Annotated in this window: 18 protein-coding genes; 8 read left to right on the forward strand and 10 right to left on the reverse strand. The window is 44.4% G+C overall.

Annotation, left to right across the window (positions count from 1 at the left end):
* Positions 1-31 precede the first annotated feature (31 nt).
* Together R8N49_RS04620 and R8N49_RS04625 are read right to left on the reverse strand one after the other, a co-directional pair.
* Entirely contained in the window at positions 32-421 is a 390-nt protein-coding gene (locus R8N49_RS04620) for a DUF2750 domain-containing protein (protein WP_005378129.1), read from the reverse strand.
* A 68-nt stretch (positions 422-489) separates the two neighbouring features.
* Positions 490-1395 (reverse strand): manganese-dependent inorganic pyrophosphatase, encoded by a 906-nt coding sequence (locus tag R8N49_RS04625; protein WP_017634678.1) that lies wholly within the window; start codon positions 1393-1395, stop codon positions 490-492.
* A 186-nt stretch (positions 1396-1581) separates the two neighbouring features.
* On the opposite strand from R8N49_RS04625, the gene R8N49_RS04630 reads away from it, so the two are divergent.
* Positions 1582-2796 (forward strand): putative manganese transporter, encoded by a 1215-nt coding sequence (locus R8N49_RS04630; RefSeq protein ID WP_318189871.1) that lies wholly within the window; start codon positions 1582-1584, stop codon positions 2794-2796.
* 77 nt (positions 2797-2873) lie between these two features.
* Here the strand turns inward: R8N49_RS04630 and R8N49_RS04635 are convergent, their stop codons facing one another.
* The 4 genes from R8N49_RS04635 to torE form a co-directional block, all read right to left on the reverse strand.
* Positions 2874-4613: a glycoside hydrolase family 36 protein gene (locus R8N49_RS04635; protein WP_115385870.1), complete on the reverse strand. Its 1740-nt coding sequence runs from the start codon at positions 4611-4613 to the stop codon at positions 2874-2876.
* A 198-nt stretch (positions 4614-4811) separates the two neighbouring features.
* On the reverse strand, positions 4812-7274 hold the full coding sequence (gene torA, locus R8N49_RS04640; protein ID WP_005378138.1) for a trimethylamine-N-oxide reductase TorA: 2463 nt from the start codon (positions 7272-7274) through the stop codon (positions 4812-4814).
* A gap of 26 nt (positions 7275-7300) precedes the next feature.
* Positions 7301-8485 (reverse strand): pentaheme c-type cytochrome TorC, encoded by a 1185-nt coding sequence (gene torC / locus R8N49_RS04645; RefSeq protein WP_064368035.1) that lies wholly within the window; start codon positions 8483-8485, stop codon positions 7301-7303.
* Positions 8486-8535: 50 nt separating this feature from the next.
* Entirely contained in the window at positions 8536-8715 is a 180-nt protein-coding gene (torE, locus tag R8N49_RS04650; protein WP_005378141.1) for a trimethylamine N-oxide reductase system protein TorE, read from the reverse strand.
* A 462-nt stretch (positions 8716-9177) separates the two neighbouring features.
* Between torE and R8N49_RS04655 the strand changes: the two genes are divergently transcribed.
* Together R8N49_RS04655 and R8N49_RS04660 are read left to right on the forward strand one after the other, a co-directional pair.
* The gene (locus R8N49_RS04655; protein ID WP_047100766.1) at positions 9178-9990 is read left to right on the forward strand and encodes an ABC transporter permease; all 813 of its coding nucleotides are present in this window, start codon (positions 9178-9180) and stop codon (positions 9988-9990) included.
* A 366-nt stretch (positions 9991-10356) separates the two neighbouring features.
* Positions 10357-10482 carry a hypothetical protein gene (locus R8N49_RS04660; protein WP_254903806.1) on the forward strand — a complete coding sequence of 42 codons (126 nt, stop codon included), beginning with the start codon at positions 10357-10359 and terminating at the stop codon, positions 10480-10482.
* A gap of 85 nt (positions 10483-10567) precedes the next feature.
* On the opposite strand, the gene focA is transcribed toward R8N49_RS04660, so the two are convergent.
* The gene (gene focA / locus R8N49_RS04665; RefSeq protein WP_005378146.1) at positions 10568-11428 is read right to left on the reverse strand and encodes a formate transporter FocA; all 861 of its coding nucleotides are present in this window, start codon (positions 11426-11428) and stop codon (positions 10568-10570) included.
* Positions 11429-11727: 299 nt separating this feature from the next.
* Here focA and R8N49_RS04670 point away from each other — a divergent pair, with 299 nt between their 5' ends.
* Positions 11728-11961 (forward strand): TIGR02647 family protein, encoded by a 234-nt coding sequence (locus R8N49_RS04670; protein WP_005387662.1) that lies wholly within the window; start codon positions 11728-11730, stop codon positions 11959-11961.
* 43 nt (positions 11962-12004) lie between these two features.
* On the opposite strand, the gene R8N49_RS04675 is transcribed toward R8N49_RS04670, so the two are convergent.
* Positions 12005-12451 carry a PACE efflux transporter gene (locus tag R8N49_RS04675; protein ID WP_042522041.1) on the reverse strand — a complete coding sequence of 149 codons (447 nt, stop codon included), beginning with the start codon at positions 12449-12451 and terminating at the stop codon, positions 12005-12007.
* 89 nt (positions 12452-12540) lie between these two features.
* On the opposite strand from R8N49_RS04675, the gene R8N49_RS04680 reads away from it, so the two are divergent.
* From R8N49_RS04680 to R8N49_RS04690, 3 genes are read left to right on the forward strand one after another with little or no spacing between them, the layout of a single operon-like run.
* Positions 12541-13419 (forward strand): LysR family transcriptional regulator, encoded by an 879-nt coding sequence (locus R8N49_RS04680; RefSeq protein ID WP_025766872.1) that lies wholly within the window; start codon positions 12541-12543, stop codon positions 13417-13419.
* Between the two features lie 18 nt (positions 13420-13437).
* Positions 13438-14265, forward strand: coding sequence for an NAD-dependent epimerase/dehydratase family protein (locus R8N49_RS04685; protein WP_025766873.1), 828 nt, complete (start codon positions 13438-13440; stop codon positions 14263-14265).
* Entirely contained in the window at positions 14262-14900 is a 639-nt protein-coding gene (locus R8N49_RS04690) for a YdcF family protein (RefSeq protein WP_042522048.1), read from the forward strand. Before R8N49_RS04685 ends, R8N49_RS04690 begins: the two co-directional genes overlap by 4 nt.
* A 61-nt stretch (positions 14901-14961) precedes the next feature.
* On the opposite strand, the gene R8N49_RS04695 is transcribed toward R8N49_RS04690, so the two are convergent.
* Positions 14962-15540: a thymidine kinase gene (locus tag R8N49_RS04695; protein ID WP_042522050.1), complete on the reverse strand. Its 579-nt coding sequence runs from the start codon at positions 15538-15540 to the stop codon at positions 14962-14964.
* An 87-nt stretch (positions 15541-15627) separates the two neighbouring features.
* Positions 15628-17010 carry a cysteine--tRNA ligase gene (cysS, locus tag R8N49_RS04700; RefSeq protein WP_005378155.1) on the reverse strand — a complete coding sequence of 461 codons (1383 nt, stop codon included), beginning with the start codon at positions 17008-17010 and terminating at the stop codon, positions 15628-15630.
* 202 nt (positions 17011-17212) lie between these two features.
* Between cysS and R8N49_RS04705 the strand changes: the two genes are divergently transcribed.
* Positions 17213-17707 (forward strand): peptidylprolyl isomerase, encoded by a 495-nt coding sequence (locus tag R8N49_RS04705; RefSeq protein WP_005378156.1) that lies wholly within the window; start codon positions 17213-17215, stop codon positions 17705-17707.
* The last annotated feature ends 59 nt before the right edge of the window (positions 17708-17766 follow it).

A 17766-nucleotide genomic window follows, 5' to 3' on the forward strand; every position in this document is an offset into this window, starting at 1 on the left:
CTTCTTTATTGCATGGGTACTAATCAAAAAACTAACGGCGGCTCGCTTGTTTGCGCAGTTCAAAATCAAACTCGTCAGGAAACAATACGACCCCTTCTTCATTTTGATTTGGGAATACAACAATCGATAGCTCGTCATCCTCTAGACCAGAGGTCCAACGGCTGTGCCACTTGTTTAAAGAGATCGCCTCAGGCTCGCAATCTTCCCAATCACCATTCGCCCATTGCAAAGCAAATTCTTCGTTTGGCCATACTGGTACACAATCATCATCTTCTGTATTTAACATGACACAGCCATGTTCGTCTTTCAGAATCCAAACCTTACGATTCGCCACAATCTCTTTTACGCAGTACTTTAAACGTTGCTCTTCGTTGTAGCGATTAATGGTATCCATCTGCTCTTGGGTCAGTTGCTCAGACATATTCGTCTCCTATTTCCCATAGAAAAATGCCCGCAGCTAGGCGGGCATTTAAAGTATATGCTAGAAAATTAAGCTAGCTCAGTTTGAAGCCAAGGCCAACCTTGCTTCTTACGGCTTAGCGTGTTTTCCATCATTAGCATGCCGTCTTTTTCGTGCTTAACAAGCTTCTCAGCCCACTCACCTTTGTATAGAAGACGAGTTTGAGCAGTCGTGATGTCTGTTAGCATTACAGCAGCGAACGCTAGGTTATCTTTCTCACAACGAGATTCTAGGTCTGCTTCTAGTGCTTCGATCATACCGTCAACTTGCTCAAGAGTTGCAAGTTCAACCTGACCAACCACTACGTCACGACCGTTGAATGGGTAACCTTTAAGGTCTTTCTCAACAAGCTCAGCCGCTGATAGACCTTCGATGTTTGTTTTAGCAATTAGAAGATCTTTAGTGAACGCGTCAACATCTTGTACGTCTGCGATTGCCGCTAGTTCAGCAACGGCATCTTTGTCTTTTTGTGTACAAGTTGGAGAAGCAAAACCTACTGTGTCAGATAGAATTGCTGACATCATTAGCTTAGCAATTTGTGGAGTAATCGCGTGACCTTCAATCTTGAACATGTTGAATAGAACAGTGTTGGTACAACCAACAGGCCAGATCCATGCTTCCATTGGGTTTACTGTCATCACGTCACCTAGACGGTGGTGGTCAACAATACCCGCAATTTCAGCTTCTGCGATATCGTCTGGTGCTTGTGCTAGATCTGAGTAATCTACTAGCCAAACGGTCTCACCCGCAACTGATGTGCGAAGCTCAGGAACTTCAGCGCCAGCAACTTCTAGGATGTGCTGAGTTTCACGGTTGATTTCGCCTTGGCGAATTGGCATAGCTTCAACGCCACGCGCTTTTAGAAGTTCAGTTGCAACGAGTGCACTACAAATACTGTCACTGTCTGGGTTCTTATGACCTACAACTAGAATCATGTTTCTTCCTATTCAAGTCAATTTTATACGCCGCCTAATACAGTTAATTAGGGCGTGTTTGCTCACAAAGGCCGATACTTTACCTGATTTCAGAGAGTTTGACACGAAGAAAAGTTCACAATGCTATTGCGAATAAATCTCATTTACATATAATGACAATTATTCCTATTTGCATTTGAGTAAACGATGAACGCGACCCAATTATTACACTCTGCACAACAGTTGTTTCAGCCTACTCAGTTTCGTTTAGCTTATAAGCGATTGCTGATCCCTATCGTCATGCTCATTTTGCTAGGCAATGAAAATACACGTGACGTAGCCGTACAGACGCTATCCGACTCATTCTGGGCAGTGTCATGCTATGTTGCTGCCACATTGGCTATTTATCATTATCTTTCAAACTTTATGTCGAAAACCAATCGAATTACCGAGCTATATCATCGCTCGCGTAATCATCAGGTTTTCTTTGCTTCTTTATTGGGTGCTTTGCCTGGCTGTGGTGGCGCTATTGTTGTGACAACGCAATTTATTAGTGGCCGAGTGGGATTTGGTGCGATTGTCGCGGTACTTACTTCAACAATGGGTGACGCTGCCTTTTTACTTCTTGCCGCCAAACCAAGTGTTGGATTAGGCGTGGTTGGATTAGGCATTATCGTGGGTACTCTTTCAGGGTTAGTCGTTAATGCTTTTCATGCTGATAACTTTCTGCGACCAGAACCAAAAGAAGCACCTCAGACACATGCTTGTTGCCAACACCAGACAGACCGACACACGCCTCTTGAACAACGTGCAATCAATCTACAAGGCGCATTTTGGAAATGGCTTATTGTGCCTGCTAGTGTCGTTGCTGTGTTAATGTCTTTCCAAATAGATATTAATCAGTTGCTATCTTTGAAAGCCAACACCATTGAATGGCTGGGCGCTATCTTCGCGGTGATCACAATGTCGTTGTGGGCTATGACAAAAGAGCTCGGCGATTATCAGTCAACGGTCTCTGAAGATGAAAAAATTGTGGACTCGCATCCAATTCAAAAAGCGGCTCAAGACACAAACTTCGTCAGTGCTTGGGTGATCGTCGCTTTTCTGGCGTTTGAACTGACGACCTATTTTTCTGGAATCGACCTCGTAGAAACCTTTTCTCATTGGGGGATATGGATGCCATTAGCTGGCTTAGCCATTGGTATGCTACCTGGTTGTGGTCCGCAAATTTTAGTCACTAGCCTGTACATCTCTGGTGCAGCGCCACTTTCGGCGCAATTGGCAAATGCGATTTCTAACGATGGTGACGCCCTATTCCCCGCCATTGCTATGGCACCGAAAGCTGCTTTGGTCGCGACTATTTATTCGTCCATTCCTGCGTTTATTTTTGGATACGGGTATTACTTTTTATTCGAGTTCTAACGCCCAGAGCATCAAAACGAGAAAGGAGCCGCAATAGGCTCCTTTCTTGATCTTGGTATTAGGCGATTTACTTCACGTTATGCTGTAACGATCGCTTTCGCATTGAGCCCTTTATCCACGCTCACCATTAACAACTGGCAAGGTTCTTGGTTTAGCTTTTCCCCTGTCCAGTAATCATACCAGTCCACCGGTTGATCAGACGTCAGCGTAAATTCCATCGCTCCGTAACTCGCATAATTAAACAAACAATGGAGGTCATTCTTCGTCGTTAGTTTTAAAAACGCGTGATTTAAACTCAAAGCGGTAAACTTTGCAGATTGCTGGTTACGTTGTTGACGTAACATGAGCTTAGCCAGTGTCTTCTTAGCAAACGGCGTAATCTCAGGGAGTGGGTCGCCAGACAGCAGCAAACCACCACTCGCTAATAACACCGTGCGATGAAATTCATACTCTTCTCTGGATGCAGATTGATTAGCTAATGAAGTGAATGTCGCGCAATCCGGGTCAATTTGCCACAGTTTTCGGTGCTGCCAACTACGGTAAAAGGTTTCTCTGGCTATCTGCTCGAATCGACGACTATGACGCTCTACATCGTCAGAAACACGCATTGCATCCACAAGCCCCAGAGATGGCCACATTGGCGCGTTGCAACCTAAAAGCCACGCATCACCAGCGCCTTTGGCAATCGCTTCCATTCCTAAGCGATACGCCTCAACGCCTGTAATACCAGATTGTTTACGAACACCTTTTAAGGTGCCCCAATAGTTCGCGTCTAGCTTGAACAACTCAACGCCCCACTCTTGTCTCATGACAGAGACTACATTCGTCAGATGGTCTTGTACTTCTGGGTTTGAGGTATCGAGTATGTACCAAGGCGTGCATCGCCAACCACCGTATGTGACATCTTCTGCTTTAAGTAAGCCACCATCCTTGTGGCGAACAAACCACTCTGGATGCTGTTTGAAGATCTCCGACTCAGGCTGTGCAATGAAAGGCGCCATCCAAATTGCCGGCTTTTTTCCTTTTGCACGGATGTTATGAATGAGCTCTTTTACGCCACCAGAAAACTTATCTGATGGGGTTAACCAATCGCCCATAAAGGCTTGATAGCCATCATCCAGAAGTACCCACTCAAGGTCTTCGAGCTTATCTTGCATGCAATCAACGTTCTGCATGATGTTTTGCTCTGTCACGTCTGCGTAGTACGCGTACCACGAACACCAACCAACAGGCGTATCTTGTGTCACACCTTGGCGAACAGGATGATGCTTTGCAATCATCTCGCCATAGGTTTGATAAAGCTCGGATAGCGATTGACCACAGAGTACCGCCACGGATTCAAGTTGATTACTTTCCCAATCCGCCACTTGAGTCAACTCACCATCAATTGCGGCTGATAAAACCCAATGCCCATCACGCAGTACAACATCAAAATAGCCAGCAAAGCGATGACATGATGTGAAGCCAAATAATGTGTAGCCCGCTGAACCTTCCACCACTAAATAGTTGTAATAACGCTTAGGGGCATCTTTAGGGTAGATTCGATAAGAAGGATTATTGTCTGGACAGCGACCAATATCAACGGGGTGATTGATCGTTCCCGCCGTTTGCGCCAACATTTGAAAACCATCCCCAATTACGTTGGCCTCGTGCTCGTACAAAAACGGCATTTCGAGCAACACTTCACGGTCGGTAAAGGTTTTATTGTGGAGACCAGCAAAAGAAAAATGTAATTGATTACCCTCGACTTCAACTTGGAAGTCATTGTTATTCACAGTGATCTCAGTGTGATTTGCCAATTGAATGCTCTGAGCCATAAAGAGTCTACTCACTTAATTATTATTGTTTAGCTTGGCGCATTATCTCCTGCTTGTCTCACCCAATTCGTTACCATCATCACGAATACCAGTCTCGTTTAACGTTATGAAGTTACTATTGAGACAACGCTCACTGAAATTTTGATAAAAAAATACCAGCCCTGAGGCTGGTATTTCGATTTATGCAAACTGCACTAATTAAGCAACTTCGATCGGACCACCAAATGAAGTGACTGGCGGCACTTTACCTGTGAACTTCTCGAAGTCTACGATACATGTGTTCGCAGAAGTCGCCTGTGCAAGCTCAGAAGAACCGATGTCTTGCGTTAGCGTGTTAGGATCACCGTAGGTACAGATTGCGCCCTCTTTCTCGTTTAGAGGACCGTACCATGCACCTTCTTCGATACGAATAACGCCACGTGGGTAGCTGTCAGTCAAAACAGCGCCAGCTAACAGCTGACCACGACCGTTGAATACACGTACCAAATCGCCATCTTTGATACCTTTTGCTTTGGCATCCGCTGGGTTGATGTAAACCGGCTCACGACCTTGTACCGCGTAAGTCGCGCGGAACTCTTCAGACTCACACATCTGAGAGTGCAGACGCTTATCAGGGTGGCAAGACTGCAACCAGAATGGGTATTTATCTGAACCAGGACCACCGTGTGAACGCTCTGATTTTTCGAACCACATTGGGTGCTCTTGACAGTGTTCGTAACCGTAACGGCCGATCTTACGAGACGTGATCTCGATGAAGCCAGACGGCGTACCTAGTGGATTCAGCTCAGGGTCTTTACGGAAGTCCGCATGACGAACCCAAGGTTTACCTTCACCGAAGTCTAGTACGCTCTTCTCCCAGAACTCGTTGAATTCTGGCATTTCAAACTTACCTTCGTTCGCTTTTTTACAATCGTTGTAAAGGCTTTCGATCCATTCCATCTCGCTCATACCACGAGTGTATTCTTCGCGGCGACCAAAACGCTGAGTTAGTTCACTCATGATTTGGAAGTCAGGCTTAGATTGGAACAATGGATCAACTAGGCGATGCATCGCAATCAGACCTTTGTTCGAGTATGAACCGTATACGTCGATGTCGTTACGTTCCCATTGCGTACACGCCGGTAGAACGATATCTGAGAAACGACATGTCGCAGTCCAAGCAAACTCGATCGTTACAACCGTTTGAAGCTTGCGGAACGCTTTCTTCATGCGGTTACGATCTTGATGGTGGTGCCATGGGTTACAACCCGAGATAACCATCATCTTGAAGTCTGGCAGTTTCACTTTACCGCCGTTGTAGTTGATCTCTTTGCCAGGCTCTAGCAGACAGTCGATCCAACGTGCAACAGGGATAGTACGACTGTAACCGTTAAAGTCGTTGTTGTCCCACTTCGGTTTCATACCTTGGTCAAGGTTACGAGGGAAACCACCAGGGCCCGCGAAACCAGTAGAAGGCACACCGATACTTGAGTAATGGTGACCGTAAGAGATACCACCGCCAGGTAGACCGATTTGACCAACCATTGCAGCAACCACAGCCGCTGCCCAGTATGGCTGCTCACCGTGCTCTTGACGCTGGATACACCAACCCATCAGGATCTGTGTACGACCGCTGACTAGCATGCGTGCGAATTCACGGATCTTGTCCGCTTTCACGCCACAAATCGCTGCTGCCCATTCAGGCGTCTTCTCTACTTTGTCTTTTGTCTTACCTTGAACGTATTGAATGAACTCTTCAAAGCCGAGACAGTAAGTATCAATGAACTTCTTATCGTACAGGTTTTCGTTGTACAACACGTGTGCCACAGCGAGCATGAACGCTACGTCTGTCAGCGGGTTGATGTACAAGTGATCGTTCTCTAAGTAGCGCTGAGTTTTGTTCTTCACTGGGTCTACAGATAGAACGTTGATCTCACCTTTCGCCACTTTTTCTTTTAGTTGTGCAAGGTACTTAAACGACTCATGCGTTTCACAGTTCCAACCTACTTGAAGGTTTTTCACTGGGTCGTTAGCCCAAAGAACGATGTTGTCAGAGTTTTCTAGGATCTCAGACCAAGACGTACCTTGTGCGTACACTTCGGTTGAACCTAGCACGTACGGCATAATGGTTTGACCTGCACCCGTCGAGTAGTCACCTACTTTAGTGATGAAGTTGCCGTGCATACCTACTGCACGTTGCATGTGCGCTGTACAGTTGTTAAATGAACCCGTTTGGTTCCAACCTGTTTGACCTGCATGCAGCGCCCATGGGCCGTAGTCTTTTTGAATACGTTCTAGTTCGCGATAAAACAAATCTAGCGCTTCATCCCAAGTTACTCGGATGAAACGGTTGTTACCACGAGTATCCGCGCTGTATTTGTGTTTCTTCAACCAATCTAGACGAACCATTGGGTAACGCACACGTGAAGGGCTGTAGATAATACCCTTGATGCCGTTCAACATTTCTGTTGGGTTTTTGTCTAGCTCTAGCGGCTTGATCTCTTGAACTTTACCCGCGTAGATGTGGGCGCGGAACGCGCCCCAGTGAGAACCGGTTACTTTCCAAGTACCTGTCGTCTCAACGGCATTTGCAGAGGCGGACGCCAATAAGCTAGGACCAATTACTGACGCTGCACTTGTGGTTGCTACACCTTTAAGAAAACTTCTTCGTGTAATAGCCATTTAAAATTACTCCAATCCGACGCTTATTAGTGGTGACCTTCAGCATAATCTGAAGAGTGTTTCTGTAGATACTTCAAGATCAGTGCTTCACTGTCTGTATCTAGGTTAACGAACGCCAACATACCGTCGAACATACCTGGCCAGGTGTTCGCGTCGAAGTGCGCTTCCGCAGGTTGAGTGTGACATACAGAACAATTGGTCTTGTAGGCTTCACGAGATTTTTCCCAAACAGGATTGATGTCGTTCAGCATAGACTCTTTCTTAATCCATACTTTCGCCGCTACTTTTTCCCAAGGAAGGCCTGTTAACTCATCCACTTTTTTCTCACCAGTCGTCACAATGTTGCTGTCTGTTGCTGCTTCTTTCATCAGAGACGCAGTCGCAATGTTCTTACCGAAGTCTTCTTGAATTACACGACCAAAACCTTTTGCTTTGCGCCAACCGTCAATTTCGATCTCAACAAACTCGCCTTTGTCTTCAAGAACTTTAACGGTCGATGCAGGATTAAGAAGACCAGCTTCTTTACTGCCTTGCGCATCAAAGTAAATTGGTAGGTGACGAACGCTCACGAGTTGCTGACCAACGCCGTAATCAGTGTTAGAAGTCATACCCTCTAGATCACCCACGATACCGCCAATGCTTTCCATGCCTGCTGGTAGGTTGTGCGCAATACCCTTGTGACAGTCAACACAGCTTTGATCTTTCTCAGCGGCTTGCTTCATTTGGATACGAGCCGTAGGAGACATTTGCTCGAAATCCATCGATTCGTAGTTGTGACAGTTTTTACACTCCAGAGATTTGTTTGCCGAGAAACGATCCCATTCGTGTTTAGCAAGTTCGATACGACGCTCTTCGAACACACCCGGTTCGTCGTAGTTGCCAAATACTTGTGCAAATACTTCTTTAGAAGCTTGCATCTTACGAGCGATCTTATCTGTCCAGTTATGTGGAACGTGACAATCAGGGCAGGTAGCACGAACACCAGAGTGGTTTTTCCAGTGCACCGTTTCTTGTAGCTCAACGTACACGTTGTCACGCATTGTGTGACAACTAATACAGAATTCTTCTGTGTTGGTTGCTTCTAGAGCGGTGTTAAAGCCACCCCAAAAGATAACACCAGCAATAAAGCCGCCCATAGTCAGCACACCTAGGCTGATATGTACAGCTGGGCGCGTCATGGTACGCCACAGTTTAATGATTAATGATTTCATTATTTGCTCTCTTAAAATCTTTTCAAAAGTGTGGTTATGAGCTCACTGGCTTACATGCCGTGCGCGCCTGGAGGTCCAAAGAAGAAGACTTGCAACATCCAAACGATGAACCCGTAGCCGCCAACAAAGGCCACACTCAGAATTGGGAAGAGAACAACTGCAATGAAGAGGAACGACTTCCACTCCAGGGAGCGTTTTTCACCACTCTCAATTTTATTAACATCACTCATACATTTGCCTATTTTGTATCTAGTGTTATTGAAAAGCCCGCGTAACCAAGCTTAAGTTTTTTACAATCTCTAATGGAAAATGTTAGACCATACTAATAGTAGGGTTCAATCAAATAAGCGACCTCAGACCTTGTAATTCAACACTTTTTTGAGCTCATCCAGAGATATGATGGATTGATGTTATTTATTAAAAAACATGAACAGATGTGACAAAATAAGTCTTTTAAGGAGTTGTTAAATAACCAACATTTAAGAAACATCGATCACATTTAAATCGTAATTACCATGCCATAAATCGACTTAAAAACTCCGAAAAAGATAACCGTTTGTAAACAAAATGCTGCGTATTAATGTCGAAAATAGCACTCAAGATTTACTTTAAGAACAGCAAAAAGTGCACGTAGTGGTTCATATAAAGGGGAGGCTTAGATACAATTATTCGCGTATTTTCAAGGAGCGATTATGGACAACGTGGTGGATATAAGCTGGGTCAAACTGGCACTGTTTGGTTTGATTTTATTGGTCCCCTTCTTTATCAATGCCCGCTACAAATTAGGGATAGCAAAAGACACCATAATCAGTGTTATCCGAATGACACTTCAGCTCATATTGATTGGCGTGTATTTAGAATATCTTTTTCAATTAAACAGCTTACTTGTCAATATACTTTGGCTTGCCATCATGCTACTGATTGGTGCCAGCTCAATTGCGGGAAAAGCTCGCTTACCTAAAAAGCCACTTATGCTTCCGCTACTAACGGGCCTTACCTGTGGTCTAATACCACTTCTGATAGCAATTACAGCAGGCTTAGTGCAACCATCCCCTATTTACAATGCGCAGTACATGATCCCACTTGCTGGTATGTTATTGGGTAACAGCTTGAGTAGTAATATCATCGCTCTTCAGAATTTGTTTACGGCTTTTGAGCAGAGACAAGCAGAATATGAGGCTGCAATCTCACTTGGAGCCTCTCCTCGCTACGCATCCTTCCCCTTCATTCAGGAGGCTCTTAGAAAGTCCCTTGCCCCGACTTTAGCTTCTATGGCCACTACAGGGCTGGTTACCTTACCGGGTATGATGACCGGTCAAATTCTAGGTGGCGCGAGCCCGATGGTTGCGATTAAATACCAGTTAGTAATTATGCTGGCTATTTTCGTCATGTTGAGTGCCTCCGTAACCATAACGTTAGAAATGACATTGCGCTGGGTACAAACCAAAGAAGGCCGAATAAAGATAAAAATCGAGCAACCCGAATCGACCAAAACTCATGGTTAGCTGGCGCTTGTGGGTAAAGACCGTTAAACAACTTATATTGCCAAGTCGAACATACTTATAACTGAATAACTCAACTATTCTTCGAGCACTCATCAAGACGCTTTCAGATGAAAAGTCAGGCAGAATTCTTTTTGATATAAGCCTCTAATTTTATGAAATTTTCTTTGCAAGTTTAGATACGCACGACCTTTGATACAGGTTATCCACAGAAAATGTGGATAAGCCCCCAAAACCCATACGCAACCAGAAACATAGCAACATAAGTGATCAATCGAATCGTCATGCATTGATCACGTGACTGACATGTTCTAATTTTAAAGTAAAGGCAGTGACCACAAACTTGGAGAGACGTACATGGATGTCTTAATGATCAAAGAAAATTACGATGAACTCCTGTCCGATGCACCTCTGGATTGGCTCGTTCAAGAACCAAAGGAAGTAACTTCTCATTGGCTCCCAACCGATTTTGGCATCAACGAAGAGTTGATTTAACATGACTCGACTTATTTGACATTTGCAGAGACAAATAAAAAGAAAGGCGAACCATCTGGTTCGCCTTTCTTGTGATCTTCTAAACTTATCGCAAATGGTTATCTTCATCGCGTAGATAAATCATCCAATACCACATGCCAACAAATACGCCACCACCAATAATGTTTCCTATCGTAACAGGAATTAGGTTGTTTACGATGAACCCCATCATGTTTAAGTCCGCGTAGTTTGCAATATCTGCCCCTGTCATTTGCCAAAACGCTTCTGGCGCAAAGTACTTAATACCAATCGCCATAGGTACTTGGAACATGTTCGCAATACAGTGCTCAAAACCTGCCGACACGAACATAGCCACAGGCAAAATCATGACCGCTATTTTATCTGTCAATGTTCGCCCACTAAACGTCATCCAAACTGCAATACAAACTAATACGTTACACATAATGCCAAGCGCAACAGCAGCAAAGAAACCATGATGTAATTTGTGTTGGGAGATCGCCATCGCGTTAAGACCAACTTGGCCATGATCAAACATATATTGCTTGGTAACTAGCATACAGGCCACGAGCAAAATGGCCCCAACCATATTGCCAAAGTAAACCACCAACCAGTTTTTGATAAGTGCTTGCCAAGAGATTTTTCCACTCGCACGCGCAACTAGTGTCAGCACAGAGCTAGTGAAAAGCTCGCCGCCAGTAACCACCACCAAAATCAAACCAAGGCTAAATGCCAGACCACCAATGAGTCGTGTAATGCCCCAAGGCAGCTCGCCTGCGCCTGTCGTTACCGTGGTATAGAAGATGAAAGCAATACCAATATGAAGCCCCGCAGAAATGGCGAGCAGAAAAGATTTGATTGGAGCTTTCGTTGCTTTGCCTACCCCCACTTCAGCCGCGCGTTCCGCAGCTTGTGGCGGTAATAGTGAGTCAAACTGATTAAAGTTCATTCTGGTGTAACATTTAGAAACATTTAAAGAGGCGCGGATAATCGCTCTATTTCCCTATTTTTTCAAGTGCTGTTTGGCGTGTTTACTAAAATCGTTGTTATTGGGAGATCAAGCAATAAATAGCGCCTATCATTCGCTACCGTAAGTATCATTGATACTTAACAAGTATTCGGCCTTTCGAACAAAGATCCTGCGTTATATCAGCCTGATAGCGCCATACTTAACACTTCTTGTCGTTGAATGTTGCCCAACGCTACTTTTCAGACTAGCTTGGTAAAAAAAGCGCAAAGGAATCATTTATGAAATATTCAGCTGAACATATCGCCGAATTGAATCTACTTCTTCAGTTCGACCTAAGTAGTGCTGCAACTGGTATTAAAGTTCATACAGACGCGTCAGAAGAAATGCAGGCAGCCGTTGCTCGTCTATATAAGAAGCAACTTTGTACACAGCCTGACGGTGGTTATCTAACAGACGAAGGCATTGAAGTTGCAGAACATGCAGATAAGATTTTGAGAGTTCTGTCTGTGTAATTTGAACAAAAAACGCCACCGAACTCGGTGGCGTTTTTTAGTCCTATATTTTTCCTGTCGATGCCTGTGGCAATAATCGCTTTTTCATTTTGCTAAATGGTTGAACCTTGTCATACAACCAGTTAAAACCAGTGGCATAAAATAGGAAGAAAACGAGGAAGCCGGCTTCCAGCATCAGAGCTTGAAGAAGCGTAATTTCTAAGAACCAGGCAATCACAGGTAGAGAGATAAAGATTAATCCTCCCTCGAAACCAATAGTGTGTCCAAGCCGCATCGCTAAACTTCGCTCAGCTCGATTGTCACCAAACCACTTATCAAAATACAAGTTGTAGATGTAGTTCCATATCACGGTATACATGCTCAACCCGACCCCAACCAACGCGAGATCACTAGAACCCTTTCCAGTGATCAATGAAGCCGCTGGTACAATAATCGCGAGTGCGATTAACTCAAAAAGTACTGCATGAAAAATTCGTTCGTTACGAGTCATATTTCTCTGTCCAAATAGTTCTACTCAATGCTTAGAATTTTATCTATCATTTAGATAACCAAAAGTTAGATACCATCGGTTTAAGCGATATGTTTACCATCGAACAACTGCAAGCTTTCATTGCTACATCAGAAGCAGGATCATTTTCAGGAGCAGCTAGAAAACTGGGGCGAGCTCAATCTGTAGTGAGCCAGCACATCATGAATATGGAGATCGACTGTGGTGTTGAGCTTTTCGATCGATCAGGCAGGTACCCTAAATTAACTGAGAATGGCCTCGCTCTCGTACCCTATGCACAAGCAACAATCAGCCAACTCGACCGCCTAAACAATAGGGCATCGCAGCTCTTTTCCACGCCAACGAACAAATTAGCCTTAGCTATTGATGAAGGGATTCCTCTGACTCGCTTGCCGGATGTGCTAAAGAAGTTAGAGCAACGCTTTCCACACTTACAAGTTGAATGCTTAACGGCATCAAGCCCTGATATCATTGAATTGGTTAAGTCGGAACGCGCCACGACTGGGATTATTTTGAGTGATTTACAAATGCCAAGGCACATCGATTTCACCAATCTTGGCAATATTGCATTTGATGTCTATGTCTCTTCAACGCATCCTTTAGCAAAGCAGCAAATCACTCACATTGATCAACTAAAACAACATCGTCAATTGGTCATACGATCCAAAAGTGCAGAGCCATGTGGTCTCAATCAAGCATTTAGCCCAGATATCTGGTACGCTGATAACTACTATATTTTGTTGGAATTGGCGAATAAAGGGTTTGGTTGGTGCTTTCTACCACAGCATTTAGTCGCGTATTCACCTAATACATTAAAAAAAGTTGGGGATGATTTCACAAAACTGGCTTGGCAAGTCAATGTTGACCTTATTCAGCACCAGAAATGGCATTCAGATCCCCTCCATCAACAAGCCAAAGCAGAACTGCTCAACCTATTCGGGCAGACATAAGTAAGTAGGAAGACCCAAATGGCAAATACATTGATCGTAGGTGCAGGCTGGCTCGGAACTCCGCTAGCAGAAACATTGATGAAAGATGGACACTATGTTGTCGTCACTCGTCGTAGCCAAACTCGATTAAAAGAGTTACCCACCTCATTAACTCACTCCGCATTGTTCGATTTCAATCAATTGAACGCCACAGCACGGCTAGATGAGCTGCTCAAACAGCATCAAATTACGCACGTTATCGGTGCTTTTCCTCCAGGATTTCGTAAAGGACGCGGTCAAGAATATGCACAGCAATGGCAAATACTTGCCAACGCAGCTAAGCAAAACAACGTTGAAAAACTTCTCATGATCAGCTCTACCACGGTTTACCCTAACCTTGCTTCCGATATGGAAGAAGCTGACGCGTCACTCTCTTTAGCAGCCGAAAGCCCTTATTTCTCTGACAATGCACGTATTATGCTTCAAGCAGAGCAGCATGTTATCGACTCGAATATTAACTTTGTTATTCTACGTTGTAGCGGATTAATCGGGCCAGATAGACACCCATCTCGCTTTGCAGCAAGGCTTCAACAAGTTAGTCGTAAAGCACCAGCTAATATGCTTCATCAAGATGATGCTGTCTCGGCTGCGAAATTTGCCTTAGGCAATTTAAGCAACCAAGTCATTAACGTTACTACACCTCATACTGTCAGCAAGGCTGAGTTCTACCAAGCTGCCATAAACAAAATCGGAAGTGAGATACCTCTTCCACCCGTCACAGAGCAAGCTGACAAGCGTATTCTTGCTGACAAACTACTCTCACTTGGTTATCGATTTCACTTCAATTCAACTTTGGATGCGCTATGAGGCTCTATAGACATATAGAAACGCTTTGGGATTACATGCAACTCAAACATGAACTGAAACCTGCGGACTGTTTGTTTGTGATGTGCAGTAATGATGTGCGTGTAGCGGAGCACGCTGCCAAGCTCTACCACCAAAAGTTGGCACCTTTGATTGTATTTTCAGGGGGTGAAGGTCGCTTCACAGATGGACTGTTTGAAAAAAGCGAGGCAGAAACCTTTGCCGAGATTGCAAAGTTGTCGGGCGTTCCAAGTGAAGCAATTTTGCTCGAGACTAAATCCACAAACAGTGGAGAAAACGTTCGCTTTACTGAGCAACGATTAAAAGAGGAAGGAAAACAGTGTTCCTCGTTTATTCTGGTACAAAAACCGTTTATGGAGCGTAGAGCAATCGCGACATTTGAAAAACAGTGGCAGTCACCCTACACTCAGCTCCAAGTAAGCTCTGCGGCTCTTCCATTTTTTGAGTACATTAATGAAGACATGCCATTAATGATGGTGCTAGAAGCACTAATGGAAGATTTCTCTCGCGTGAAAAGCTATCCAGAGAAAGGATTTCAAACCGAGCAGAACATCCCTCAGCAAGTCGAATCTTCTTACCAGGCTTTACTCGAGCGATTTGGTTTTGACTTAGTCTAGCTTTTTCTAACCGACAAACAAAAAGCCACCAAGTACGGTGGCTTTTCTATATCAATACGGCTTATTTACCGAGCGCTTCTTTGTAATGTTGGCGGCATACGGAGACATACTTATCGTTACCGCCGATCGCAACTTGATCGCCTTCTTTAATTGCCACGCCGTGTTCATCGGTACGAATAACCATATTCGCTTTGCGGCCGCAATGGCAGATTGTTTTGAGCTCAACCAGCTTGTCTGCCCAAGATAATAGATACTTACTGCCTTCAAAAAGTTCGCCTAGAAAATCGGTGCGAAGGCCGTAACACAATACTGGAATATGCAACTTATCAACGACTTCAGTAAGTTGATAAACTTGTTCTTTCGACAAGAACTGACACTCATCAACAAGAATACAGTGACGTTTTTCAACCTCATTCAGATCTGCGATCTCTTGATACAAATTGGTATCCTGACGAAATAAATGTGCGTCAGATTGAAGACCAATACGAGAGCTCACTTTACCGACACCAAAACGATCATCTAGCGCAGCCGTAAAAATAACTGGCGTCATGCCGCGTTCTTGATAGTTGAAAGAGGATTGAAGAAGCGTTGTTGATTTACCCGCATTCATTGCTGAGTAATAGAAATACATCTGAGCCACAGAGCATTACCTAAAGTTAAAGTTTTAATTTATGGAAATGGAAAATAAAAGGGCTGAATTATCAGCCCTTTAAAAATGAAAATTCAATTACTTACGACGCCACGTTGTGCCTTCTGGACCATCTTCCAGAACAATGCCCATTTCGGTCAGCTTGTCACGAGCCATATCTGCATTCGCCCAATCTTTCGCAGCGCGAGAGTCATTACGCAGCTTGATCAGAGCTTCAATTTCAGCCACTTCATCATCGTTACCCGCATCACCTTTTAGGAAGGCTTCAGGATCTTGGTGAAGAATACCGATCACGTCAGCTAGTTCACGCATTAGCGCACCGAGTTCGCTCGCTTTCTCTAGGTTTTCTGTCTTCAGACGGTTAACTTCTCGCGCCATGTCGAACAGTACTGAGTAAGCTTCTGGTGTGTTGAAGTCATCGTTCATCGCTGCAGTGAAGCGAGATACGTATTCTTCACCACCAGCAGGCGCAGCGTTTAGGTCTAAACCACGTAGAGATGTGTACAGGCGCTCAAGCGAAGCACGTGCTTGGTTTAGGTTATCTTCGCTGTAGTTTAACTGGCTACGGTAGTGACCAGACATTAGGAAGTAACGCACTGTTTCAGCATCGTAGTGACCAAGAACGTCACGGATAGTAAAGAAGTTACCTAGAGATTTAGACATCTTCTCACGGTCTACCATTACCATGCCGCTGTGCATCCATGTGTTCACGTATTGTGTATCGTGTGCACAGCATGATTGTGCGATTTCATTTTCATGGTGTGGGAACTGAAGGTCAGAACCACCGCCGTGAATGTCGAAGTGGTTACCTAGGATTGAAGAGTTCATTGCTGAACACTCAATGTGCCAACCTGGACGACCAGGACCCCATGGTGACTCCCACGTTGGTTCACCCGGCTTTGACATCTTCCAAAGTACAAAGTCTAGAGGGCTGCGTTTTGCTGTTTCGATATCAACGCGCGCGCCAGCTTGAAGCTGATCAAGGTCTTGCTTAGAAAGCTTGCCGTATTCGTTGAATTTACCTACTTCAAACATTACGTCACCGTTATCTGCAACGTATGCAAAACCGCGCTCGATTAGCTTCTCAACCAATTCGATGATTTCAGCAATAAACTGTGTCGCACGAGGTTCAACGTCCGGACGTTTCATGTTCAGCGCATCAAAATCAGCGTGCATTTCACCAATCAAACGCTCAGTCAATGAATCGCAAGACTCACCATTTTCTGCGGCACGTTTGATGATCTTATCGTCGATATCTGTGATGTTACGTACAAACGTCAGATCGTAGCCCAAGTAGCGAAGGTAACGTGATACAACGTCAAAAGAGACGAAAGTACGACCGTGACCAATGTGACAGAGATCGTAGATGGTAACTCCACAGACATACATACCGACTTTGCCAGCTGTAATTGGTTTGAATTCCTCTTTCTGTCTTGTGAGTGTGTTATATATCTTTAACATGATCTCTATCTATGATTGTGAATGAATAAAAGAAGATGAGTATATCAACTCCAACCTAGTTAGGTAATAGCAATTAACCGATAAAACGATAATCGGCTAAACTTCAAGCACAAAACGAAGAATTTCCTCTTCCTGAGTTTTTAAAGCACTAGAACTTAGGCTAGAATCTCGGGCTCAACACAACACAGTAAAGGAAAGTAGCATGATCACCCTTCACACTAATTTTGGTGACATCAAGATTCAACTAAACGAAGAGAAAGCGCCAGAGACAAGCGCAAACTTCCTTCAGTACTGCCGCGACGGTTTCTACGACAACACGCTTTTCCACCGTGTTATTGACGGCTTCATGATCCAAGGTGGTGGTATGGAGTCTGGTCTACGTGAAAAAGCGACTCGTGCACCTATCAAGAACGAAGCAAACAACGGCCTAAGCAACAAAGTGGGTACACTTGCTATGGCACGTACTATGGAGCCGCATTCAGCAAGCTCTCAGTTCTTCATCAACGTAAACAACAACACATTCCTAGACTTCCGTAGCGAAAGCCTAGATGGTTGGGGTTACTGTGTGTTCGGTGAAGTAATCGAAGGCATGGACATCGTAAATAAGATCAAAGGCGTTAGCACTGGTTCTTACGGCATGCACCAAGACGTACCTCTAGAAGACGTAGTAATCACTGGTACAACAATTGAAGAGTAATTCTTAGGAATTATTTTTAAAAGATAAGTTAATGGGGAGGCATAGCTTCCCCTTATTTC

The organism is Vibrio sp. 1978 (assembly GCF_033344345.1).